At 29.9% G+C, this 19,675-nt stretch carries 18 protein-coding genes; all 18 read left to right on the top strand.

What is annotated here, in order from left to right; genetic code table 11:
• Positions 1–163: 163 nt before the first annotated feature.
• Entirely contained in the window at positions 164–988 is an 825-nt protein-coding gene (locus tag AAC008_RS04480; RefSeq protein ID WP_339887670.1) for a prephenate dehydratase, read from the top strand.
• The gene (locus AAC008_RS04485) at positions 985–2,130 is read left to right on the top strand and encodes an aminotransferase class I/II-fold pyridoxal phosphate-dependent enzyme (RefSeq protein WP_339887671.1); all 1,146 of its coding nucleotides are present in this window, start codon (positions 985–987) and stop codon (positions 2,128–2,130) included. The genes AAC008_RS04480 and AAC008_RS04485 overlap by 4 nt, the downstream gene beginning before the upstream one ends.
• Positions 2,131–2,140: 10 nt before the next feature.
• Complete coding sequence (locus AAC008_RS04490) at positions 2,141–2,980, top strand: prephenate dehydrogenase (protein WP_339887673.1); 840 nt, start codon at positions 2,141–2,143, stop codon at positions 2,978–2,980.
• Between the two features lie 7 nt (positions 2,981–2,987).
• The gene (locus AAC008_RS04495) at positions 2,988–4,070 is read left to right on the top strand and encodes a bifunctional 3-deoxy-7-phosphoheptulonate synthase/chorismate mutase type II (protein WP_339887674.1); all 1,083 of its coding nucleotides are present in this window, start codon (positions 2,988–2,990) and stop codon (positions 4,068–4,070) included.
• Positions 4,071–4,114: 44 nt separating this feature from the next.
• A complete protein-coding gene (locus AAC008_RS04500) occupies positions 4,115–5,767 on the top strand; it encodes a hypothetical protein (RefSeq protein WP_339887676.1) in 1,653 nt (550 codons plus the stop codon).
• A gap of 104 nt (positions 5,768–5,871) precedes the next feature.
• On the top strand, positions 5,872–6,855 hold the full coding sequence (gene rsgA, locus AAC008_RS04505) for a ribosome small subunit-dependent GTPase A (RefSeq protein ID WP_339887677.1): 984 nt from the start codon (positions 5,872–5,874) through the stop codon (positions 6,853–6,855).
• Positions 6,856–6,953: 98 nt separating this feature from the next.
• A complete protein-coding gene (gene dtd, locus AAC008_RS04510) occupies positions 6,954–7,406 on the top strand; it encodes a D-aminoacyl-tRNA deacylase (RefSeq protein WP_339887678.1) in 453 nt (150 codons plus the stop codon).
• A 47-nt stretch (positions 7,407–7,453) separates the two neighbouring features.
• Positions 7,454–9,352 carry a DUF3857 domain-containing protein gene (locus AAC008_RS04515; protein WP_339887679.1) on the top strand — a complete coding sequence of 633 codons (1,899 nt, stop codon included), beginning with the start codon at positions 7,454–7,456 and terminating at the stop codon, positions 9,350–9,352.
• 17 nt (positions 9,353–9,369) lie between these two features.
• Positions 9,370–11,310, top strand: coding sequence for a DUF3857 domain-containing protein (locus tag AAC008_RS04520; RefSeq protein ID WP_339887680.1), 1,941 nt, complete (start codon positions 9,370–9,372; stop codon positions 11,308–11,310).
• A gap of 3 nt (positions 11,311–11,313) precedes the next feature.
• Complete coding sequence (locus AAC008_RS04525) at positions 11,314–11,640, top strand: nucleotide pyrophosphohydrolase (protein ID WP_339887681.1); 327 nt, start codon at positions 11,314–11,316, stop codon at positions 11,638–11,640.
• A 116-nt stretch (positions 11,641–11,756) separates the two neighbouring features.
• A complete protein-coding gene (locus tag AAC008_RS04530; protein ID WP_339887683.1) occupies positions 11,757–12,083 on the top strand; it encodes a multidrug efflux SMR transporter in 327 nt (108 codons plus the stop codon).
• Positions 12,084–13,334, top strand: coding sequence for a 3-phosphoshikimate 1-carboxyvinyltransferase (aroA, locus tag AAC008_RS04535; protein ID WP_339887684.1), 1,251 nt, complete (start codon positions 12,084–12,086; stop codon positions 13,332–13,334).
• 141 nt (positions 13,335–13,475) lie between these two features.
• Positions 13,476–14,525 carry a tRNA preQ1(34) S-adenosylmethionine ribosyltransferase-isomerase QueA gene (gene queA / locus AAC008_RS04540; protein WP_339887685.1) on the top strand — a complete coding sequence of 350 codons (1,050 nt, stop codon included), beginning with the start codon at positions 13,476–13,478 and terminating at the stop codon, positions 14,523–14,525.
• Between the two features lie 293 nt (positions 14,526–14,818).
• Positions 14,819–16,093, top strand: a complete 1,275-nt coding sequence (kynU, locus tag AAC008_RS04545) for a kynureninase (protein ID WP_339887686.1) — start codon at positions 14,819–14,821, stop codon at positions 16,091–16,093.
• Positions 16,094–16,144: 51 nt separating this feature from the next.
• Entirely contained in the window at positions 16,145–16,507 is a 363-nt protein-coding gene (locus tag AAC008_RS04550) for a four helix bundle protein (RefSeq protein ID WP_339887687.1), read from the top strand.
• 81 nt (positions 16,508–16,588) lie between these two features.
• The gene (locus AAC008_RS04555; RefSeq protein WP_339887688.1) at positions 16,589–17,671 is read left to right on the top strand and encodes an agmatinase family protein; all 1,083 of its coding nucleotides are present in this window, start codon (positions 16,589–16,591) and stop codon (positions 17,669–17,671) included.
• A gap of 6 nt (positions 17,672–17,677) precedes the next feature.
• Positions 17,678–18,280, top strand: coding sequence for an NUMOD4 domain-containing protein (locus AAC008_RS04560; RefSeq protein WP_339887689.1), 603 nt, complete (start codon positions 17,678–17,680; stop codon positions 18,278–18,280).
• A gap of 1 nt (position 18,281) precedes the next feature.
• Positions 18,282–19,625 (top strand): NAD(P)/FAD-dependent oxidoreductase, encoded by a 1,344-nt coding sequence (locus AAC008_RS04565; RefSeq protein ID WP_339887691.1) that lies wholly within the window; start codon positions 18,282–18,284, stop codon positions 19,623–19,625.
• The last annotated feature ends 50 nt before the right edge of the window (positions 19,626–19,675 follow it).

Genomic DNA, 19,675 nt, shown 5'->3' on the forward strand with positions numbered 1-19,675 from the left:
ATAACAATTTTTCTTATTTCTTCTGGAAAACAGATAGGGATTGTTATATGGTATGCTAATTTTTTAAAAATAAATTAAACTCACAATATATAATCCCGATGTAAATCGGGATTTTTTTTTATTCTGAATTTATTTCAGAATCTTTTGAATAAAACGAATATTAATGAAAAATACAATAGCAATTCAAGGCATAAAAGGTTCATTCCACCATCAAGTAGCATTAAACTACTTTGATGCAGCAATCACTGTAGATGAATGTATGTCTTTTGATAGTTTGGTAGAAAGTATATTAAATGAAAATTCAAATTATGCTGTAATGGCAATAGAGAATTCAATAGCGGGTTCAATAATTCCAAATTATGCATTAATTGATAATAATAATTTAAAGATTATAGGTGAATATTATTTGTCTGTTCATCATAATTTTATGAGCCTTAAAGGTCAACTTTTGGATGATATTACAGAAGTACATTCGCATCCAATGGCAATTTTACAGTGTAAAGAATTTTTTAAAAAACATCCAAACATAAAATTAGTTGAAGATAAAGATACTGCTGAAACAGCCAAAAGAATTCACGATAATCAATTGAAAAACATTGGTGCAATTGCAAGTAAAACTGCTGCTGAATTATATGATTTAGAAATTTTAGCTGCTGAAATCCAAACCATAAATGACAACCAAACTCGTTTTGTAATTATTGGGAGTAATCATGATAAAAATATAATTGGAATAAACAAAGCATCTTTAAAATTTGAATTAGAACACAAAAGAGGAAGTTTAGCAACGGTTTTAAATGTAATGAGTGATTGTAAATTGAATTTAACAAAGATTCAATCTTTACCAAAAATAGAAACTCCTTTTCAATATGCGTTTTTTGTTGACATCACATTTGATGATTACAAAGATTATGAAAAAGGAAAAAAGCTTTTAGAAATAATGACAACACATTTTAAAGTTTTGGGTGAATACGAAAATGCAAAATTATGATAACAACTGCCAAAAGATTAAATTCAGTTCAGGAATACTATTTTTCCAAAAAATTAAAAGAAGTTCGTCAGCTTATTTCAGATGGAAAACCAATTATCAATATGGGAATTGGAAGTCCAGATTTACTGCCATCTTCATTAGTTATTGAAGCTATTCAAAAAGCTATGCACGATGAAAAAGCACACGAATATCAAAGTTATCAAGGATTACCAGAATTGAGAAAAGAAATGGCAAACTTTTATCAAAATCACTATAATGTTGAACTAGATTTCAATTCAGAAATTCTACCATTAATGGGTTCGAAAGAAGGAATTATGCATATTTCTATGGCTTTTTTAAATGAAGGTGATGAGGTTTTAATTCCAAATCCAGGTTATCCTACTTATGCTGCTGTGACAGAATTAGTTCAAGCAAAACCTGTTTATTATGATTTGACTGATGAAACGAATTGGCAACCAGATTTCAATAAATTAGAACAGCAAGATTTATCAAATGTAAAGATTATGTGGGTGAGTTATCCTCATATGCCAACTGGAGTTAACGGTTCTTTAGAATTATTTGAAAAACTAATTGCCTTTGGAAAAAAGCATAAAATTCTAATTGTAAATGATAACCCTTACAGTTTTGTGTTGAACGAAAATCCAATGTCAATTTTACAAGTTGAAGGAGCAAAAGACATAGCAATTGAATTAAATTCATTAAGTAAAACGTATAATTTATCTGGATGGAGAGTTGGAATGGTTTTAGGAAATTCAAAATTTATTGATGCAATTCTAAAAGTAAAAAGCAATATGGATTCCGGCATGTTTTACGGCATTCAAAAAGGAGCAATTGAAGCTTTAAAATTAGATAAATCATGGTTTGAATCACAAAACAAAATATACAAAAAGCGAAAAGAATTAGTAATTGAATTAGCCGAAAAATTAGGATGTGAAGTTGCAAAAAATTCAGTTGGATTATTCGTTTGGGCAAAATTACCAAGTCATATTAATTCGTCTGAAGAATTTATAGATAAAATATTAATAGATAAACACATTTTTATCACACCAGGAACCATTTTTGGAAGCAACGGAAATGGTTACATACGTTTTTCATTATGTGTTACAGAAGAGAAAATAAAGGAAGCAATTAGTAGATTTTAATTGAAATGTTATGAATATATATATAATAGGAACAGGTTTAATAGGAGGTTCAATAGCATTGGATTTAAAATCACATTTTAAAGAAGCCACTTTTTTCGGAATAGATAAAAATGAGAGCAATTTAGATGAAGCTATAGAATTAAATATAATTCAAGAGAAAGCCTCGTTTGATGATTTAGAAAATGCAGATTTAGTAATTGTTTCAGTGCCAGTTGATGTTGGTTTAGTAATTTTACCTCAGATTTTAGATAAAATTAATGATAATACGTTGGTTTTGGATGTTGGTTCAACCAAGTTTCCAATATGTGAAGTTGTTGTAAATCATCAAAGAAGGCGCAATTTTTTAGCAACTCATCCAATTGCAGGAACAGAATTTTCTGGACCAAAAGCAGCAATAAAAGAGTTGTTTCTAGGAAAAACTAATATCATTTGCGAAATAGAAAAAACAGCTTACAAACAACAAGAATTGGCTTTAGATTTGTTTCAGAAATTAGGAATGAGGATTCGATATATGGATGCAAAATCACATGATAAACACATTGCTTATGTTTCGCATTTATCGCATATAAGTTCGTTTATGTTAGGAAAAACAGTCATAGAAAAAGAAAAAAACGAGAGAGATATTTTTGACATGGCAGGAAGTGGTTTTGAAAGCACTGTTCGTTTAGCCAAAAGTTCTCCAGCCATGTGGACACCAATTTTCAAACAGAATAAAGACAATATAATTGAAACATTAGACGAATACATTTTAAATTTAACGCAGTTCAAAGAATTACTTCAAAATGATAAATATGATGAGGTTTTTAACGAAATGCAAAATACAAATAGAATTAAAGAAATATTAAAATAGCTTAAAAATGGAAAATAAAAAAGAAATGAGAACATGGTTAGATGATTTTAAATTAGATCATCCATTAGTAATTGCTGGTCCATGTAGTGCAGAAACAGAAGAACAAGTTTTAAAAATTGCACATGAATTAAAAGATTCTGATGTAAGTGTTTTTAGAGCAGGAATATGGAAACCAAGAACACGTCCAGGTGGATTTGAAGGTGTTGGAGCAATTGGGTTAAAATGGCTGCAAAAAGCAAAAGCAGAAACAGGATTGCTTATGGCAACTGAAGTAGCAAATGCAGCTCACGTAAAATTAGCTTTAGAACACGATATAGATGTTTTATGGATTGGAGCAAGAACAACTGTTAATCCTTTTGCAGTTCAAGAAATTGCTGATGCTTTAGAAGGAACAGATAAAATTGTGTTAGTAAAGAACCCAGTTAATCCAGATTTAGCTTTGTGGATTGGTGGTGTAGAACGATTATATAAAGCAAACATCAAAAAATTGGGAGTAATTCACAGAGGTTTTTCTACGTATGAAAAAACGAAATACAGAAATATTCCAGAATGGCAGATTCCAATTGACTTGCAAAATCGTTTTCCAGATTTACCTTTAATTTGTGATCCTTCGCACATTACAGGAAAAAGAGATATGATTCAAGAAGTTTCGCAACAAGCTTTAGATATGAATTTTGACGGATTAATCATTGAAACGCACGTTGATCCAGATAATGCTTGGAGTGATGCAGCTCAACAAGTAACGCCAACAACATTAAAGCAAATTTTCGAAGATTTAAAAGTCAGAAAAGAAACAGCTGATGGAAGTGAATATTTGAGTAAAATGAATGGTTTACGTTCTCAAATTGACGAACTTGATGCTAAAATACTAGAAGTTTTAGGAAGCAGAATGAAAGTGGCTGATAAAATTGGTGTCTTGAAAAAAGATAATAATGTAGCAATTCTTCAAAACAAACGTTGGAATGAAATTCTAGGAAAAATGATTTTAGAAGGAGAAGAAAAAGGATTAAGTAATGATTTTGTAATGCATTTGTTCAAAGCTATTCACCAAGAAAGTATAAATCATCAAGAAAAGATTGTAAATAATTAATTGTTAATATTTTTTTCTTATTATTGCAAAAAAAATCATTAAAAATGAATAAAATCTATTTTTTTCTTGTACTCTTTATTGTTTGTAGTACAAATGTTTTTGCACAGTACGATATTGAAAATATCAAAATTACTTATGGTGTTGAATTACCAGATGATAAAGCTAAAATTGTAAAGCTTTTTGGTGAAAATAACGGAATTGTATATGCTTTAGCTTTAAAAGGTAAGGATGATTATTACATAAAAACTTTTAGTTCAGGTGAAATGAAAATGCTTTCAAATAAGCTAATTGTTTTACCTGAGTTAAAAGATAGAGAGATCGAATTTGAAGAAGTAGTTTTGTTAAATGGTAAACCATATATTATTGGAAGTGTTTATCACAAAAAAGACAAGATATATACTTTAGTAGGTTTAGAGCTAGGTGAAGATGGAAAGTTGAAAAAAAACATGATTACACTTTTTGAATCTGAGGTAGCAAAAAATAGAGACAAAGGATCTTTCTATTTTAAAGTTTCACCAGATGAAACCAGTATTCTAATTATGCATACTGCTATTTTTGATAAAGAAGACGCACTTAAATATGAAATTAAATTATTTGATTCCAACTTAAAAGCTGTTTTCTCAAACATAGATAAAGTTACTTACGATGATTCAAAAAAAGACTATGAATTTATTTTGTCAGATTTTGATGTAAATGTTTTTAACGACGTTTTCTTAGTAGTTAATGAAAGTTATAGAGATTCTAAAAAGAAAGAAAAAGTTGAAAAATTTCAAGTTTTTGCATTTAAAAACGCCACTGCTTATAAGAAAGAAGTAATTGATATTAATTTTAAAGATAAAGAAATTATCAATTGTAAAATGATGGCTACGAATAAAAAAACCTTACAATTAGTAGGTTTTTATTCAAGTGTTAGAGAGAATGGAAAAGCAAATAAAGAATTAAAAGGAGTTTATAATGCTACTATTAACTTGACTACAAACGTAAATGAAAACCTTAAGTTCAATGAGTTTGATTATGCAACAAAAGTTAAATTACTAGGAGAAAGAAGAGCTAAAAAGGGTAAAGATGTAAAGCCATTATATAATATTCATACAATTATTGAAAAAAATGATGGTGGATTAATTGTGTTGTCTGAGTATCAATTAGTTATTGTAGGGAAAAAATCAGGAATTGGACCATTAGCAATTATGCCAATAACCTTCATTAGAAATGAAATAATTGTAACTAGTTTAAAGCCAGACGGTTCATTGGATTGGAGTAATGTAGTGGCAAAAGATCAAGAAGCAGCAGTTAGTGTAATGTCTGTTGGTTTTTCAGGTGGTTCAAGTAGTGGTAGTTTCTCAGTAGGAATGAGCGCTTCAATTCCATTAGCAACAATGGGTAAAGGACCAGAATATTTAAGTGCAATTCCTATTTATAAAGATGGTCAATTGAATATTATTTTTAATGATAACAAGAAAAATAAAGGAATTACCGATATCGAAGAAATAAAAAGCTTAGGAAATTATAATAATGCTGTGCCAACTTTATTTAGATTTGATGATAAAGGAAATATCACAAGGTTTGATCCTGAAGAAGCTATTAAAAATGAATTAGTAATTAGACCAGGGGTTTATTATAGAAAAAATGATAACGAATTTTTAATTTATGCTTCAAGAAAGAAAGCCGATAAATTAGGAAGAGTGATTATTCAATAAATTTATTTAAAAGTTCAAGTTAATAATAAAATTATTAAAAGGCTATCTAATTTAGAATAGCCTTTTTTTTATGTAATAAAGTTAGTTTGTATATCTTTGCAAACATGACAGGAATCGTTTATAAATCTACAGGAAGTTGGTACACCGTAAAAACTAAAGAAAATAAGTTTTATGAATGTCGTATCAAAGGAAAATTCCGAATGCAAGGAATTAAAAGTACAAACCCAATTGCGGTTGGAGATGTAGTAGATTTTGATGTGGATAACGTGGATGAAGCAAATATTGGAACAATACACAATATTCATGATCGTAAAAACTATATTGTTAGAAAATCGGTTAATCTATCGCATCAAATGCATATTATTGCGTCGAATATTGATATCGTTATTTTATTGGTAACGATTAATAATCCACCAACTACAACTAGTTTTATAGATCGATTTTTAGTTACTGCAGAAGCTTATGGTATTGAAGCTGTCATCGTTTTTAATAAAATCGATACGTTTGACGAAGCTACTTTAGATGAACAATTATACATGCAACACATTTATACTAATATAGGTTATAAATGTTTACGTGTTTCTGCTCAAGACGGAACTGGAGTTGAAGAACTAAAAGCATTAATGAAAGGTAAAGTTTCAATGTTTTCAGGACATTCAGGTGTTGGAAAATCAACTTTAGTGAATACTTTAGAACCTTCATTAAATTTAAAAACCAATCAAATTTCTGCATCCTATTCACAAGGAAAACATACGACAACTTTTGCCGAAATGTTTGATTTAGCTTTCGGAGCTCAAATAATAGACACACCAGGAATTCGTGGTTTCGGAATTGTAGATATGGATAAACAAGAAATTGGAGACTATTATCCAGAATTTTTTGCTTTAAAAGACAAATGTAAATTCAACAATTGTTTACATAAAGACGAACCAAAATGTGCTGTTAAAGATGCTTTAGACAAAGATGAAATTGCTTGGTCTAGATACAAATCCTATTTGCAATTGTTAGAAGGAGACGAAGAAAACTACAGAAACGACATCTATGGAGAAGACAGAATAGAAAGTGATAAAACAAGAAAAAGCGAGTAACTCAATTTCTGTCATTGCGAGGTACGAAGCAATCTCATCAACCTCACGTAAAACGTCATAAGATTGCTTCGTACCTCGCAATTACTAATTAAAAAATTATGAAAGCAGTCATTCAAAGAGTATCAGAAGCATCAGTTACAATAGAAAACAAAATTGTAGCCCAAATAAATCAAGGCTTATTAATTTTAATCGGAATTGAAGACGCAGATAATCAAGAAGACATCAATTGGTTGACTACAAAAATTGCAAATCTTCGCATTTTTGCTGATGAAAATGAGGTTATGAATTTATCCGTAAAAGATATAAACGGAGAAATTATTGTGGTTAGTCAATTCACCCTTCATGCAGCTACAAAAAAAGGTAATCGACCGTCTTACTTAAAAGCGGCAAAACCAGAAATTGCAATTCCATTATATGAAAATTTTGTTTCTCAAATGGAAAATGAAATTGGTAAAAAAGTTCAAACCGGTCAATTTGGAGCAGATATGAAAGTAGCTTTAATAAATGATGGACCAGTTACTATAATTATTGATACAAAAAATAAGGAATAGGTTTTTATTTATAAGTTTTTATTTATATTTGAGAATAATCTATTCAAATGAAGAAAGGTCAAATATTTATTATTTTTATACTGTTTGTTTTCAATAAATCTTTTTCTCAGAAAGAATCTTATTTAGCGGTTTACCCAGACAGCTTAAAAGAAAACGCAAATGCAATAATTAAAGAAAACATAATTGATATATCAATTCCGTCCTACGATAGAATGATTATCAAAAAACGAAGAGTAATAACGATCTTAAATGAATATGGTTTAAAACATTTAGATACAAATGAATATTACGACAATTCATCTACAATAAAAAACATGGAAGCCGAAGTTTATAATGCTTTTGGCCAAGAAATCAGAAAAATTAGAAGAAAAGATTTTAAAGAAAACTCTATTAGTGAAGGTTCTGTTATAACAGACAATAGAGTGGTTTATCTTGATTATACGCCAACTCAATATCCTTTTACTTTGGTTTATGAGAGTGAAATTTCAACTTCAAACACAGCTTTTATTCCAACATGGTTTCCAATAGAAGATTATTTTTTGAGTATTCAAAATGCTACACTCAAAATCGAATATGCAAACGATGTAAAATTAAAATACAAAGAAATTAATTTTGATAAAAACATCGTTAGGTCAGTTGAAGGTAATAAAATAAAATATTCAATCAGTAATGTAAAAGCGATTAGAAAAGAACAATTATCACCATCTTTTCAAAAGTTTTTGCCATATGTTCTGATCGGTTTAGAAGAATTTAAATTAGAAGGAGTTAAAGGAAACAGTAGCGATTGGAATTCATTTGGAAAATGGATGTATACAAACTTATTAAAAGACACCGAAGAAATACCAGTTGAGTCCATTTCCAAAATTCAAAAAATTATTGGAACAGAAACAGATCCAATTAAAAAAGCAAAAATCATTTATAATTATGTTCAAAACAGAACAAGGTATGTAAGTATTCAACTTGGAATTGGTGGTTGGAAACCTATGTTGGCTAAAGATGTCGATAGACTAGGATATGGAGATTGTAAGGCATTAACAAATTATACAAGGTCACTTTTAAAAGCATTTGATGTTCCTTCTTATTACGCTATAGTGTATAGTGGTGATGAAAAAAGAAACTTAGAAGAAGATTTTGTGTCAATGCAAGGAAATCATGTTATATTAGGAATTCCAAATAAAAATGAAATTATATGGTTAGAGTGTACTAGTCAAATTCATCCTTTTGGTTTTCAAGGAGATTTTACAGATGATAGAAAAGTATTAATTGTATCTAATGAAAAATCTGAAATAGTTAAAACTAAAAAATTTAATCAAAATTCAAATACTCAGAATTCAAACACAGAAATAAAAATATTGACAAATAATGATGTTAAGTGTTCTACTGAAATAATTTCTAAAGGTATTTTATATGATGCTAAATTTAATTTAGAATCAAAATCTAAAGAAGATTTATTAAAAGTGTATAAAGATTATTTTAGTAGTTTTAATAATAAAGTGTTTTCAAATATTACTATCGTCAACAACAAAGAAAGTATAGAACTTAAGGAGAGTATTTCTTTTGAAGCTAAAGATTTTATAAAGAAGAGTGGAAATATTATTATTTTGCCAATCAATTTAATGAATCAGGTTAGTTTTATCCCTCAAAAGTATAGAAATAGAAATACTCCATTTGAAATAGAAAGAGGATATTCTTATGAAGATATTATTACAATTAAATTTCCAGAAAACTATAGTTTAGAAGAGTTGCCATCAAATATAAATGTCAATTCTGAATTTGGATTATATAATTCTGAATTTCTTTCAAACAGTAAAAATGAAATATCATATAAAAGAAGTATCGTAATAAATGAAGGGTACTACTCAAAAGATAAATACGAAAGTTATAGACTTTTTAGAGAACAAATAGCAAAAAATGAAAGCATTAAAGTTGTTTTAAAAACAAATTAAAAATAAATAAATAATTCATGAAACAAATAATATTAGCAACAGTATTTTTTTTAGCATTTCAATATAATTATGCTCAAAAATTAAAATTAGGAAATGTTACTAAAGAAGAACTTATGCAAAAAGTTCACCCAATTGATTCATCTGCAACAGCAGCTATTCTTTTCAAAAGAGGAGAAACTACCTTTCAAGTAGATAGAATGGGTGAGTGGTCAGTAAGTACTTTGGTTGAAATGAAAATCAAAATATATAAAAAAGAGGGTTTAGAATTTGCAAACCAAGAAGTAGCTTATTTTGTTGGAGGAACAACTAATGAAAGTGTTTCGTTTTATGATACGAATACGTTTAATTTAGAAGGTAATGAAATTGTAAAAACAAAATTAAGTTCTGAAGGTAAGTTTGATGAAGAAGTAAATGATAACTGGAAAATAAAAAAAATAACACTTCCTGCTGTTAAGGAAGGTTCTATAATTGAGTTTTCTTATAAGATAGTTTCTCCCTTTATCAATAATATAAATGATTTTTATTTTCAATATAAAATTCCAACCGATAATGTAGAATATACTGTTTTCATGCCAATACCCTTTAGGTATACTACAATGATAACGGGTTATGAAGCTGTAAATATTGAAGAGATTGCTTTAACAGATAATTTTTATAGTTCAAAATACATTTACAGTAAACAGAATATGCCAGCTATAAAAGAAGAACGATATGTAAATAATATTAAAGATTACACTTCAATTCTAAAGTATGAACTTGCTTCTATAAGTTATCCAAGAGAAGAAATTAGAAATGTTGCCTTAAATTGGGAAGGAGTAACAAAATCAATTTTTGATGATGATAGATTTGGTAGAGAACTTAAATTAAAATCTTATTATGAAGAAGATGTTGATGCAATTATTAAAGATTGTAAAACAGATAAAGAAAAAATAAATAAGATTTTTAGTCATGTTCAGAGAAAAATGAATTGGAATGAAAAACATGGAATTTATACAGAAAAAGGGGTAAAAAAAGCCTATAAAGAGAACATAGGAAATGTAGCAGATATAAATCTTATGTTAATTGCAATGTTGAGGCATGCAGGTTTTGAAGCCAATCCAGTTTTGTTAAGCACACAATCAAATGGAATTGCTATTTTTCCAAATAGAACAGCTTTTAATTATGTAATTGCAGCTGTTGAAGAAAATGAAAATTTTATACTTTTAGACGCTACAAACAAGAATGCAACAATAGATGTTTTGCCATTAAAAACTATAAACTGGTTTGGAAGACTTATTAGAAAAGAAGGAGCAGGTCTTTCTGTACAAATTGATTTAAACAAAAAAGTAGTATCTAATGAAGTAACAACATTAATGGCAGAAATTAATAATCAAGGACATTTGTCAGGGAAAATCAGAAGAATATATTATGATTATAATGCTTTTGTTTTTAGAGAAAAAAACGGAAAATTAAGTGAAGAATCATATTTAGAAAGTATAGAAAAGAAAATAAACGGTATCGAAGTCTCAGAGTATTCTGTAAAAAATAAAAAAGATTTAGAAAAAGAAATAATTGAAAGTTATACATTTAAGCATAACAATGCAGTTGATCTAATTGGTAATAAAATGTATATATCACCATTACTTTTTTACCAATTAGAGGAAAATCCTTTTAAATTAGAAAAAAGGAAATATCCTGTAAATTATCCTTATCCTTTTAAGGATTCATATAATATTATTTTAAAAGTGCCTGAAGGATATGAAGTTGAGTATCTTCCAAAACCTGTTTCATTTGGAATGGAAGATGGTTTAGTTACTTTTTCTCTTAATGCAGTTTCTTCTAATGGAAATATTCAAATTAATTCAAATTTTGAGATTAATAAAACAATAATTCCTACTAATAATTATGCAACATTAAAAATGATTTATAAAATGATGATTGATAATCAAGCAGAAAAAATTATTTTAAAAAAAATATAAAAAATGAACCTAAAAAATTCCCAACAAGAAGTTGATACTTGGATAAAAGAACACGGAGTTCGTTATTTTAACGAATTAACAAATATGGCACAACTTACAGAAGAAGTAGGAGAAGTAGCCCGAATTATTGCCCGACGTTACGGAGAACAATCCGAAAAAGAAAGCGATAAAAATAAAGACCTCGGCGAAGAATTAGCTGACGTAGTTTTTGTAGTTTTGTGTCTTGCCAATCAAACCGGAATTGACCTTCAAGCCGCTTTTGATAAAAAGTTAGATTTGAAAACAAATCGAGATCACGACAGACATCACAATAACGACAAGTTGAAATAAGATGTTGACTTAGTCATTGCGAGGAACGAAGCAATCTCATGATATTTACGTAAAGTTTAAAAGATTGAGTCGTACCTCGCAATGACAAAATAATTAATAATTCACAATTAAAAAACATGAACTGGATTTTATTAATAATAGCCGGATTATTTGAAGTAGGTTTTGCAACTTGCTTAGGAAAAGCAAAAGAAACTTCAGGAAATATATCTTATTATTGGTATGCTGGTTTTTTAATTTGCCTAACCATAAGCATGATATTATTAGTAAAAGTGACTAAAGAGTTACCCATTGGAACAGCTTATGCCGTTTGGACAGGAATTGGAGCTGTAGGAAGCGTTTTAGTTGGAATATTTATTTTTAAAGAACCAGCAACTTTTTGGCGTGTATTTTTTTTAACCACATTAATTCTATCTTTAGTAGGATTAAAATTTGTTTCTAACTAAATGAATATTTTACTACAACATTCACAACTCACAACTAACAATTCACAATTAAAAGTTACAGGCTCAAAATCTGAAACCAATAGATTGTTATTGTTACAAGCTTTATATCCAAATATTGAATTAAAGAATATTTCTCAATCAGATGATTCAAACGTGATGGAAGAAGCATTGCGAAATTTACAACTCACAACTCACAATTCACAATTAATTGACGTTCATCACGCAGGAACAGCAATGCGATTTCTAACAGCTTTTTTTGCTATTCAAGAAAATAAAGAAATCGTTTTAACAGGTTCTTCAAGAATGAAAGAACGTCCAATAAAGATTCTAGTAGAAGCTTTAAAACAACTTGGAGCCGAAATTACTTATGAAGAAAATGAAGGTTTTCCACCAATAAGGATCAAAGGTCAAAAAATAACAAAAAACAAAGTGTCCTTAAAAGCAGATGTTAGTAGTCAATACATTTCAGCTTTATTATTAATTGCACCAAAATTAGAAAACGGTTTAGAATTAACTTTGGAAGGAGAAATCACATCCATTCCCTACATAAAAATGACATTAGCATTGCTAAACGAAATTGGTGTTGAAACCAGTTTTAAAAATAATGTCATCAAAGTAAACCCACAATTCACAATTCACAATTCACAATTCACCATTGAATCAGATTGGTCTTCAGCCTCGTATTTCTATTCAATCGTAGCCTTGTCAGAAATTGGAACACAAATCACACTTTCAAGCTACAAACAAAACAGCTTGCAAGGAGATTCAGCATTAGCAGAAATATACAAAGACTTTGGCGTAGAAACGGTTTTCAATAGCAATAAATCAATTACAATTTCAAAAATCAATAGTCACAACCTACAACCTACAACCTACAACCTAAAATCTTCTCCTGACATAGCTCAAACCATTGCAGTAACATGTTTCGGATTAGGAATTGCATGTCATCTAACAGGATTACATACTCTAAAAATCAAAGAAACAGACAGATTAGAAGCGCTAAAAACTGAATTATCAAAATTAGGAGCAATTATTTCAGTTACAAACGATTCGTTAACAATCGAGCAATCGAAAAATCTAATAATCGAATCAAGTATAGATACTTATCAAGACCACAGAATGGCAATGGCATTTGCACCATTAGCTTTAAAAACGACATTAGTTATTAATGAAGCTGAGGTGGTTTCAAAATCATTTCCCACTTTTTGGGAGGATTTAAAAAGCATTGGGTTCCATATTTCTGATATATAAAGCATTGTGACTTCCCGTTTTCATTGATTTTTTAAAAATAAACATCAAAACACTTGACAACGCCTATTCCGCAGTCGTATATTTGCACTCGTTAAAAGTGTGGGCAACCAACTTATAACATATAACTTATAACTTTCTTATATGAAATTATCACATTTCGGATTCACTTTACCAGAAGAATTATTAGCAGAATATCCAGCAGAAAACAGAGATGAATCTCGTTTAATGGTTATCAATAGAAAAGAAAAAACCATCGAACACAAAATGTTTAAGGATGTTATTGACTATTTCGACGAAGGTGATGTAATGGTATTAAACAATACAAAAGTTTTTCCAGCACGTTTATTCGGTAACAAAGAAAAAACAGGAGCAAGAATCGAAGTGTTTTTATTAAGAGAATTAAACGAAGAACAACGTCTTTGGGATGTTTTAGTTGATCCAGCTCGTAAAATTCGTATCGGAAACAAATTATATTTTGGAGATGACGATTCATTAGTTGCTGAGGTAATTGATAACACAACATCAAGAGGTAGAACATTAAGATTTTTATACGACGGTTCTTACGAAGAATTTAGAAGTAAATTAACTGAACTTGGAGAAACACCAATCCCAAAATTCATAAACAGAGAAGTAACTCCAGAAGATGCAGAGCGTTACCAAACAATCTATGCTAAACACGAAGGAGCTGTTGCTGCACCAACTGCAGGATTACACTTTTCTAGACACTTATTAAAAAGATTAGAAATCAAAGGAGTAGATTTTGCTGAGGTAACATTACACGTAGGTCTAGGAACATTCAATCCAGTTGAAGTGGAAGATTTGTCAAAACACAAAATGGATTCAGAAGAAATCATCGTTTCTCAAGAAGCTTGTGATATTGTAAATAATGCAAAAATCAACAAAAAACGTATTTGTTCTGTAGGTACAACATCTATGCGTGCCATAGAAAGTACAGTTTCATCGCAACAAACTTTAAATCCTTTCACAGGTTGGACAAACAAATTTATTTATCCACCTTACGAATTCGGAATTGCAAATTGTATGATTACAAATTTTCATTTACCAAAATCAACACTTTTAATGACAACAGCAGCATTCTGTGGTCACGATTTATTAAAAGAAGCTTACAAACAAGCTATTGAAGAAAAATATAAATTTTACACTTATGGTGATGCAATGTTGATTATTTAATCTGAACTTGTTTCAGATTCTTTTCAAATTGAAACCAAAAAATATAGAATCTCATCAGCAATGGTGAGATTTTTTTTTTGGACTGCTGTAGATGATTATCAGTAGCGAATGGCTCGGGCATTTTAAAAACCTTATTCCTGCTACAAGAACTCGCTTCCTAAAAAAGGAGAGCTCAAACAATTCTTGTATCAGGGCTAGTTAGCCATTGTCTTACACAAAATCAAACTTTTAACGGCTATACTTTTAAACCTCTAAACTTTTCGCTATTTTTACACTTCAAACCAATAACCACAATGGATTTTCAGAATACGAGAGAATTTGCACAACAATTAGATGCACAAGACGAATTAAGTAACTATAGAAACGAATTCATTTTTCCAAAAGTAAACGGAAAACAAGTAATTTATTTCACAGGTAACTCATTAGGTTTACAGCCAGTTAGAACAAAATCATACGTTGATGAAGTAATGAACGATTGGGCAAATTTGGCAGTAGAAGGACATTTCTATGCAGAAAAACCTTGGTGGGATTATCAAGAACGTTTTTGCCAACCTTTATCAGAAATTGTAGGAGCAAAGCCTTCAGAAGTTGGGGTAATGAATACGCTAACTGTAAACCTTCACTTGTTAATGGTTTCGTTTTACAACCCAACACCAAAAAAATATAAAATCATTTGTGAGGAAAAAGCCTTTCCTTCAGATCAATATATGTTTCAAAGTCAAGTTCATTTTCATGGATTAAAACCAGAAGATGCCATTGTAGAAATTAAAAGAAGAGAAGGAGAACACAACATTCGTCTAGAAGATGTCTTAGCTAAGATTGATGAAGTAGGAGATGAGTTAGCTTTAGTACTAATCGGTGGAGTAAATTACTACACAGGTCAAGTATTTGATATAAAAACCATAACAGAAGCAGGTCACAAATACGGTGCTTATGTAGGTTGGGATTTAGCGCACGCAGCAGGAAATATCGAATTAAAGCTAAACGAGTGGAAAGTAGATTTCGCAGCTTGGTGTAGTTATAAATATATGAATTCTGGACCAGGAAATGCTTCAGGATATTTTGTTCATGAAGCACATCATAACAATACAGATTTACCAAGATTTGCAGGTTGGTGGGGACATAACAAAGAAAGACGTTTTCTAATGGAACCTAATTTCGACCCAGCAAGAAGTGCAGATGGATGGCAAATTAGTAATTTACCCATTCTATCTTTAGCACCATATTTAGCTTCTGTAGATATGTTTGCAGAAATTGGAATGCAAAAACTAATCAAAAAACGTAACTTAATTACAGCTTATTTAGAATATATTCTTCACGAAATTGATAAAGAAGTAGATTCAACATTTGAAATTATAACACCATCAAATCCAGAAGAAAGAGCTTGTCAATTATCCGTTTTTCTTCATGGAGAAGGTAGAAGTCTATTCGATTACTTAATGAAAAATGGAGTTATCACAGACTGGAGAGAACCAAATGTTATTAGATTAGCACCAGTTCCATTATACACTTCTTATGAAGACATGTATGAATTTGGGCAAATGTTGAAGAAAGGAATTTTAGAATAGATTTTTGGATGTTCAGATATTAGATTTTCGGACAACATATATTAAAAAAAGATGCACAATTATAAAGAATTAGAAATTTGGAAAGCAAGTGTGAAATTTTGCCCAAAAATTTATAAGATTACAGCAATATTTCCAGATTCTGAAAGATTTGGATTAATTAGTCAATTAACAAGAGCTGTTATTTCAATTCCATCAAATATTGCAGAAGGTTCAGCAAAATCATCTGACAAACATTTTTTAATTTTTCTAGAAAATTCTCTAGGATCATGTTATGAAATAGAGACACAATTATTTGTTTCAAAGGATTTAGGTTATATCAAAGAATCTGATTATGAATTATTAGCAAATGAACTTTCGTCAATCATAAAAATGATAATTAATTTCATGAAATATTTACAAAATAAATCAAAATAACAAATTTCAATAAATAAAGATATATCAAGATTTATGTATACTATCCGAAAATCTAATATCTGAAAATCCAATATCCAAAATATGGACAAACAACAAATAATAAACTCCTTCGATCCAAGCCAACCAGGTTTAGCAGATGCAACCGTTTTTGGATTACCATTTTCAGCAGAACAATCAGAAATTATTGTAATTCCAGTGCCTTGGGAAGTAACGGTTAGTTATGGAGCAGGAGCAAGTGAAGGACCAGAAGCTGTTTTAGACGCATCATTTCAAATTGATTTATTACACCAAGAGTTTCCTGAATTATGGAAATTAGGAATATATTTAGATGAAGAAGCTAAAGATTTATCCTTTAATTCCAAGAAATATAAAGATTTAGCACAACCAATAATCAAAGCCTTAGAAGAAGGAGAGAGCATTGCAGAAAACCCAAGCTTAAATCAAGATTTAGAGAAAATCAATTATGCTTGTGCTGATATGGTTGAAGCCGTAAAATTACAAACGTTACATTGGTTAGAAAAAGGAAAAAAAGTAGCACTTCTTGGAGGTGATCATTCTACTCCTTTAGGGTATTATCAAGCATTAGCAACAAAACACGACAAGTTCGGAATTCTACATTTAGATGCACATATGGATTTACGTATTGCTTATGAAGGATTTACATATTCTCATGCTTCAATCATGTATAATGCTTTGCAAATTCCTCAAATTTCAAAAATTGTTCAAGTCGGAATTCGTGATTTCTGCGAACAAGAAGTTGAAGTTGTTAAAAACCAAGAAGGAAGAGTGTTGGTTCACACAGATACAGATATCAAAAAACAACTTTTTGAAGGTAATACTTGGCAGCATTTATGTGATCATTTAATTTATTCTTTACCTCAAAAAGTATGCATTTCTTTTGATATTGATGGAATGAGTCGTTTGTATGCACCAAACACAGGAACTCCAGTTCCAGGTGGAATGTCATACGAACAAGCAGCCTATTTATTAAGTCGTTTAGCAGAATCAAATAAAGAAATTATAGGATTTGATTTAGTTGAAGTTGCTCCAGGAGATGATGATTGGGATGGAAATGTAGGAGCAAGAATGTTGTTTCACATGTGTGGTGCTTTAGCTAAGTCACAAAAAATGAATGTAGGAGAGAAAATTATATTTCAAAAATAAATCAAAATGGAAAATTTCAAAAGGTTTAGTGAAGAATGGAAAGAATTTGAAATTGCTGGACAAAGAGAAACAAGATATGCAGTGTCAAACTATGGTGGATTTAGAAGTTTTACCGATACAATTGAAAACGGTAGAGATTTAAAAGGCTCTATAACAGAAGGATTTCAATTTTTGAGATATAAAAGACTTGAAAACAATGTGATGAATTATCACCATTATGCGATTCATAAAGTAATTGCAGAATTATTTATTCCAAAAACAAGTGAAGAACAAACCCATGTTTTGCACTTAAATTACAATAAATTAGACAACCATTTAAATAATTTAAAATGGGCAACTTATGATGAAATGATAGCTCACGGAAAGAAAAGTCCAGCGGTCATTGAAGCTAAGAAGAAATTTAGAGAATTCAACATCAAACGTGATGGAGCAAAATTAACTTCAACAGAAGTTATACGGTTAAAACGAAGAATTTTAGACCCAAATAGAAAAACAAGACTGCGTTTAATTGCAAAAGAATTCGGAATTTCTGAAATGCAATTACATAGAATTAAAACAGGAGAAAATTGGGGACATATTAAGGTAGAAATACCAAACAAAACAAGTTAGAATGCAAACACCAAAAAAAATTGCAGTAGTTGGAGCAGGTTTAGTAGGTTCATTATTAGCTATATATTTAAAAAAAGCAGGTCATATTGTTCATGTTTACGATAGAAGTCCAGATATTAGAAATATTCAATTTTCTGGAAGAAGTATTAATCTTGCCATGTCAAATCGTGGTTGGAGAGCATTAGAAAATATCGGAATTGCTGATGATATTCGCAAAATTGGAATTCCAATGGATAAACGTGCAATTCATAATATGGATCAATCGCTAAATTATCAAAAATACGGAAAAGATGGTGAAGCTATTTTTTCTCTTTCTCGTGGTGTTTTAAATCGAAAAATGATTGACTTAGCCGAAGTTGAAGGTGTTGAGTTTTTCTTTGAACAAAAAGTTTGGGACGTTTCTTTATCTGAAGCTATTCTTCATATTGGTGAAGACGAAAGAGGTGAATGGACGGAACATAAATACGACATGGTTTTTGGTTCTGATGGAGCTTTTTCTAGAGTTCGACATAGAATGCAACGTCAAAGCATGTTCAATTATTCGCAAGAATTTCTTGAAATTGGTTATAAAGAATTAAATATTCCAGCAAATGAAGATGGAACACATAAATTAGATAAAAACTCTTTACACATTTGGCCAAGAGGAAATTTTATGTTGATTGCTTTGCCAAATTTAGACGGAAGTTTCACTTGTACATTGTTTATGCCTTTTGAAGGAGAAAATTCATTTGCACAATTAGAAGATGAGAAAAAATTAGTTGATTTCTTTGCAAAATATTTCCCTTCAACGACAGAAGTTATTCCAGATTTGGTTAAAGATTTCTTTAAGAACCCAAAGAGTTATTTGGTGACTATGAAATGTTTTCCTTGGACACATAATGATAAAGTTGCTTTAATTGGTGATGCTTGTCACGCAATTGTTCCTTTTTATGGTCACGGAATGAATGCCGGTTTTGAAGATATTACAATTCTAAATGAATTGATGGAAAAATACGGTGATGATTGGCAAACAATTTTTACTGAATATGAAAACTCGCGCAAACCAAATGCTGATGCCATTGCCGAATTATCTTATAGAAATTTCATGGAAATGAGTACAAAAACGGCTGATCCAAATTTCCTATTACAAAAGAAAATTGAAAAGTGGTTTTCAGAAAAACATCCAGACAAATGGACTCCTTTATATAGTCGTGTTACTTTTAGCCATCAACCTTATGCTGAAGCTCTAGCTATTGGTGATAGACAAAACGAAATCATGCAAGAAATTTTGACTATGGAAAGTATAGAACAGATTTGGGAAACTGAACCCGTAGAACAACGAATTTTAGCACTTTTAAACGAGTAATAGTTGATTTTAAAATTGAATTCTTTATTTTTGAATTATAACACATTCAA

Source organism: uncultured Flavobacterium sp., from assembly GCF_963975515.1.
Classification (GTDB): Bacteria; Bacteroidota; Bacteroidia; order Flavobacteriales; family Flavobacteriaceae; genus Flavobacterium.

What these genes read in the sequence shown, in the direction of transcription:
- AAC008_RS04480 (WP_339887670.1), top strand. Translation starts at nt 164, where the DNA reads ATGAAAAATACAATAGCAATTCAAGGCATAAAAGGTTCATTCCACCAT.
- AAC008_RS04485 (WP_339887671.1), top strand. Translation starts at nt 985, where the DNA reads ATGATAACAACTGCCAAAAGATTAAATTCAGTTCAGGAATACTATTTT.
- AAC008_RS04490 (WP_339887673.1), top strand. Translation starts at nt 2,141, where the DNA reads ATGAATATATATATAATAGGAACAGGTTTAATAGGAGGTTCAATAGCA.
- AAC008_RS04495 (WP_339887674.1), top strand. Translation starts at nt 2,988, where the DNA reads ATGGAAAATAAAAAAGAAATGAGAACATGGTTAGATGATTTTAAATTA.
- AAC008_RS04500 (WP_339887676.1), top strand. Translation starts at nt 4,115, where the DNA reads ATGAATAAAATCTATTTTTTTCTTGTACTCTTTATTGTTTGTAGTACA.
- rsgA (WP_339887677.1), top strand. Translation starts at nt 5,872, where the DNA reads ATGACAGGAATCGTTTATAAATCTACAGGAAGTTGGTACACCGTAAAA.
- dtd (WP_339887678.1), top strand. Translation starts at nt 6,954, where the DNA reads ATGAAAGCAGTCATTCAAAGAGTATCAGAAGCATCAGTTACAATAGAA.
- AAC008_RS04515 (WP_339887679.1), top strand. Translation starts at nt 7,454, where the DNA reads ATGAAGAAAGGTCAAATATTTATTATTTTTATACTGTTTGTTTTCAAT.
- AAC008_RS04520 (WP_339887680.1), top strand. Translation starts at nt 9,370, where the DNA reads ATGAAACAAATAATATTAGCAACAGTATTTTTTTTAGCATTTCAATAT.
- AAC008_RS04525 (WP_339887681.1), top strand. Translation starts at nt 11,314, where the DNA reads ATGAACCTAAAAAATTCCCAACAAGAAGTTGATACTTGGATAAAAGAA.
- AAC008_RS04530 (WP_339887683.1), top strand. Translation starts at nt 11,757, where the DNA reads ATGAACTGGATTTTATTAATAATAGCCGGATTATTTGAAGTAGGTTTT.
- aroA (WP_339887684.1), top strand. Translation starts at nt 12,084, where the DNA reads ATGAATATTTTACTACAACATTCACAACTCACAACTAACAATTCACAA.
- queA (WP_339887685.1), top strand. Translation starts at nt 13,476, where the DNA reads ATGAAATTATCACATTTCGGATTCACTTTACCAGAAGAATTATTAGCA.
- kynU (WP_339887686.1), top strand. Translation starts at nt 14,819, where the DNA reads ATGGATTTTCAGAATACGAGAGAATTTGCACAACAATTAGATGCACAA.
- AAC008_RS04550 (WP_339887687.1), top strand. Translation starts at nt 16,145, where the DNA reads ATGCACAATTATAAAGAATTAGAAATTTGGAAAGCAAGTGTGAAATTT.
- AAC008_RS04555 (WP_339887688.1), top strand. Translation starts at nt 16,589, where the DNA reads ATGGACAAACAACAAATAATAAACTCCTTCGATCCAAGCCAACCAGGT.
- AAC008_RS04560 (WP_339887689.1), top strand. Translation starts at nt 17,678, where the DNA reads ATGGAAAATTTCAAAAGGTTTAGTGAAGAATGGAAAGAATTTGAAATT.
- AAC008_RS04565 (WP_339887691.1), top strand. Translation starts at nt 18,282, where the DNA reads ATGCAAACACCAAAAAAAATTGCAGTAGTTGGAGCAGGTTTAGTAGGT.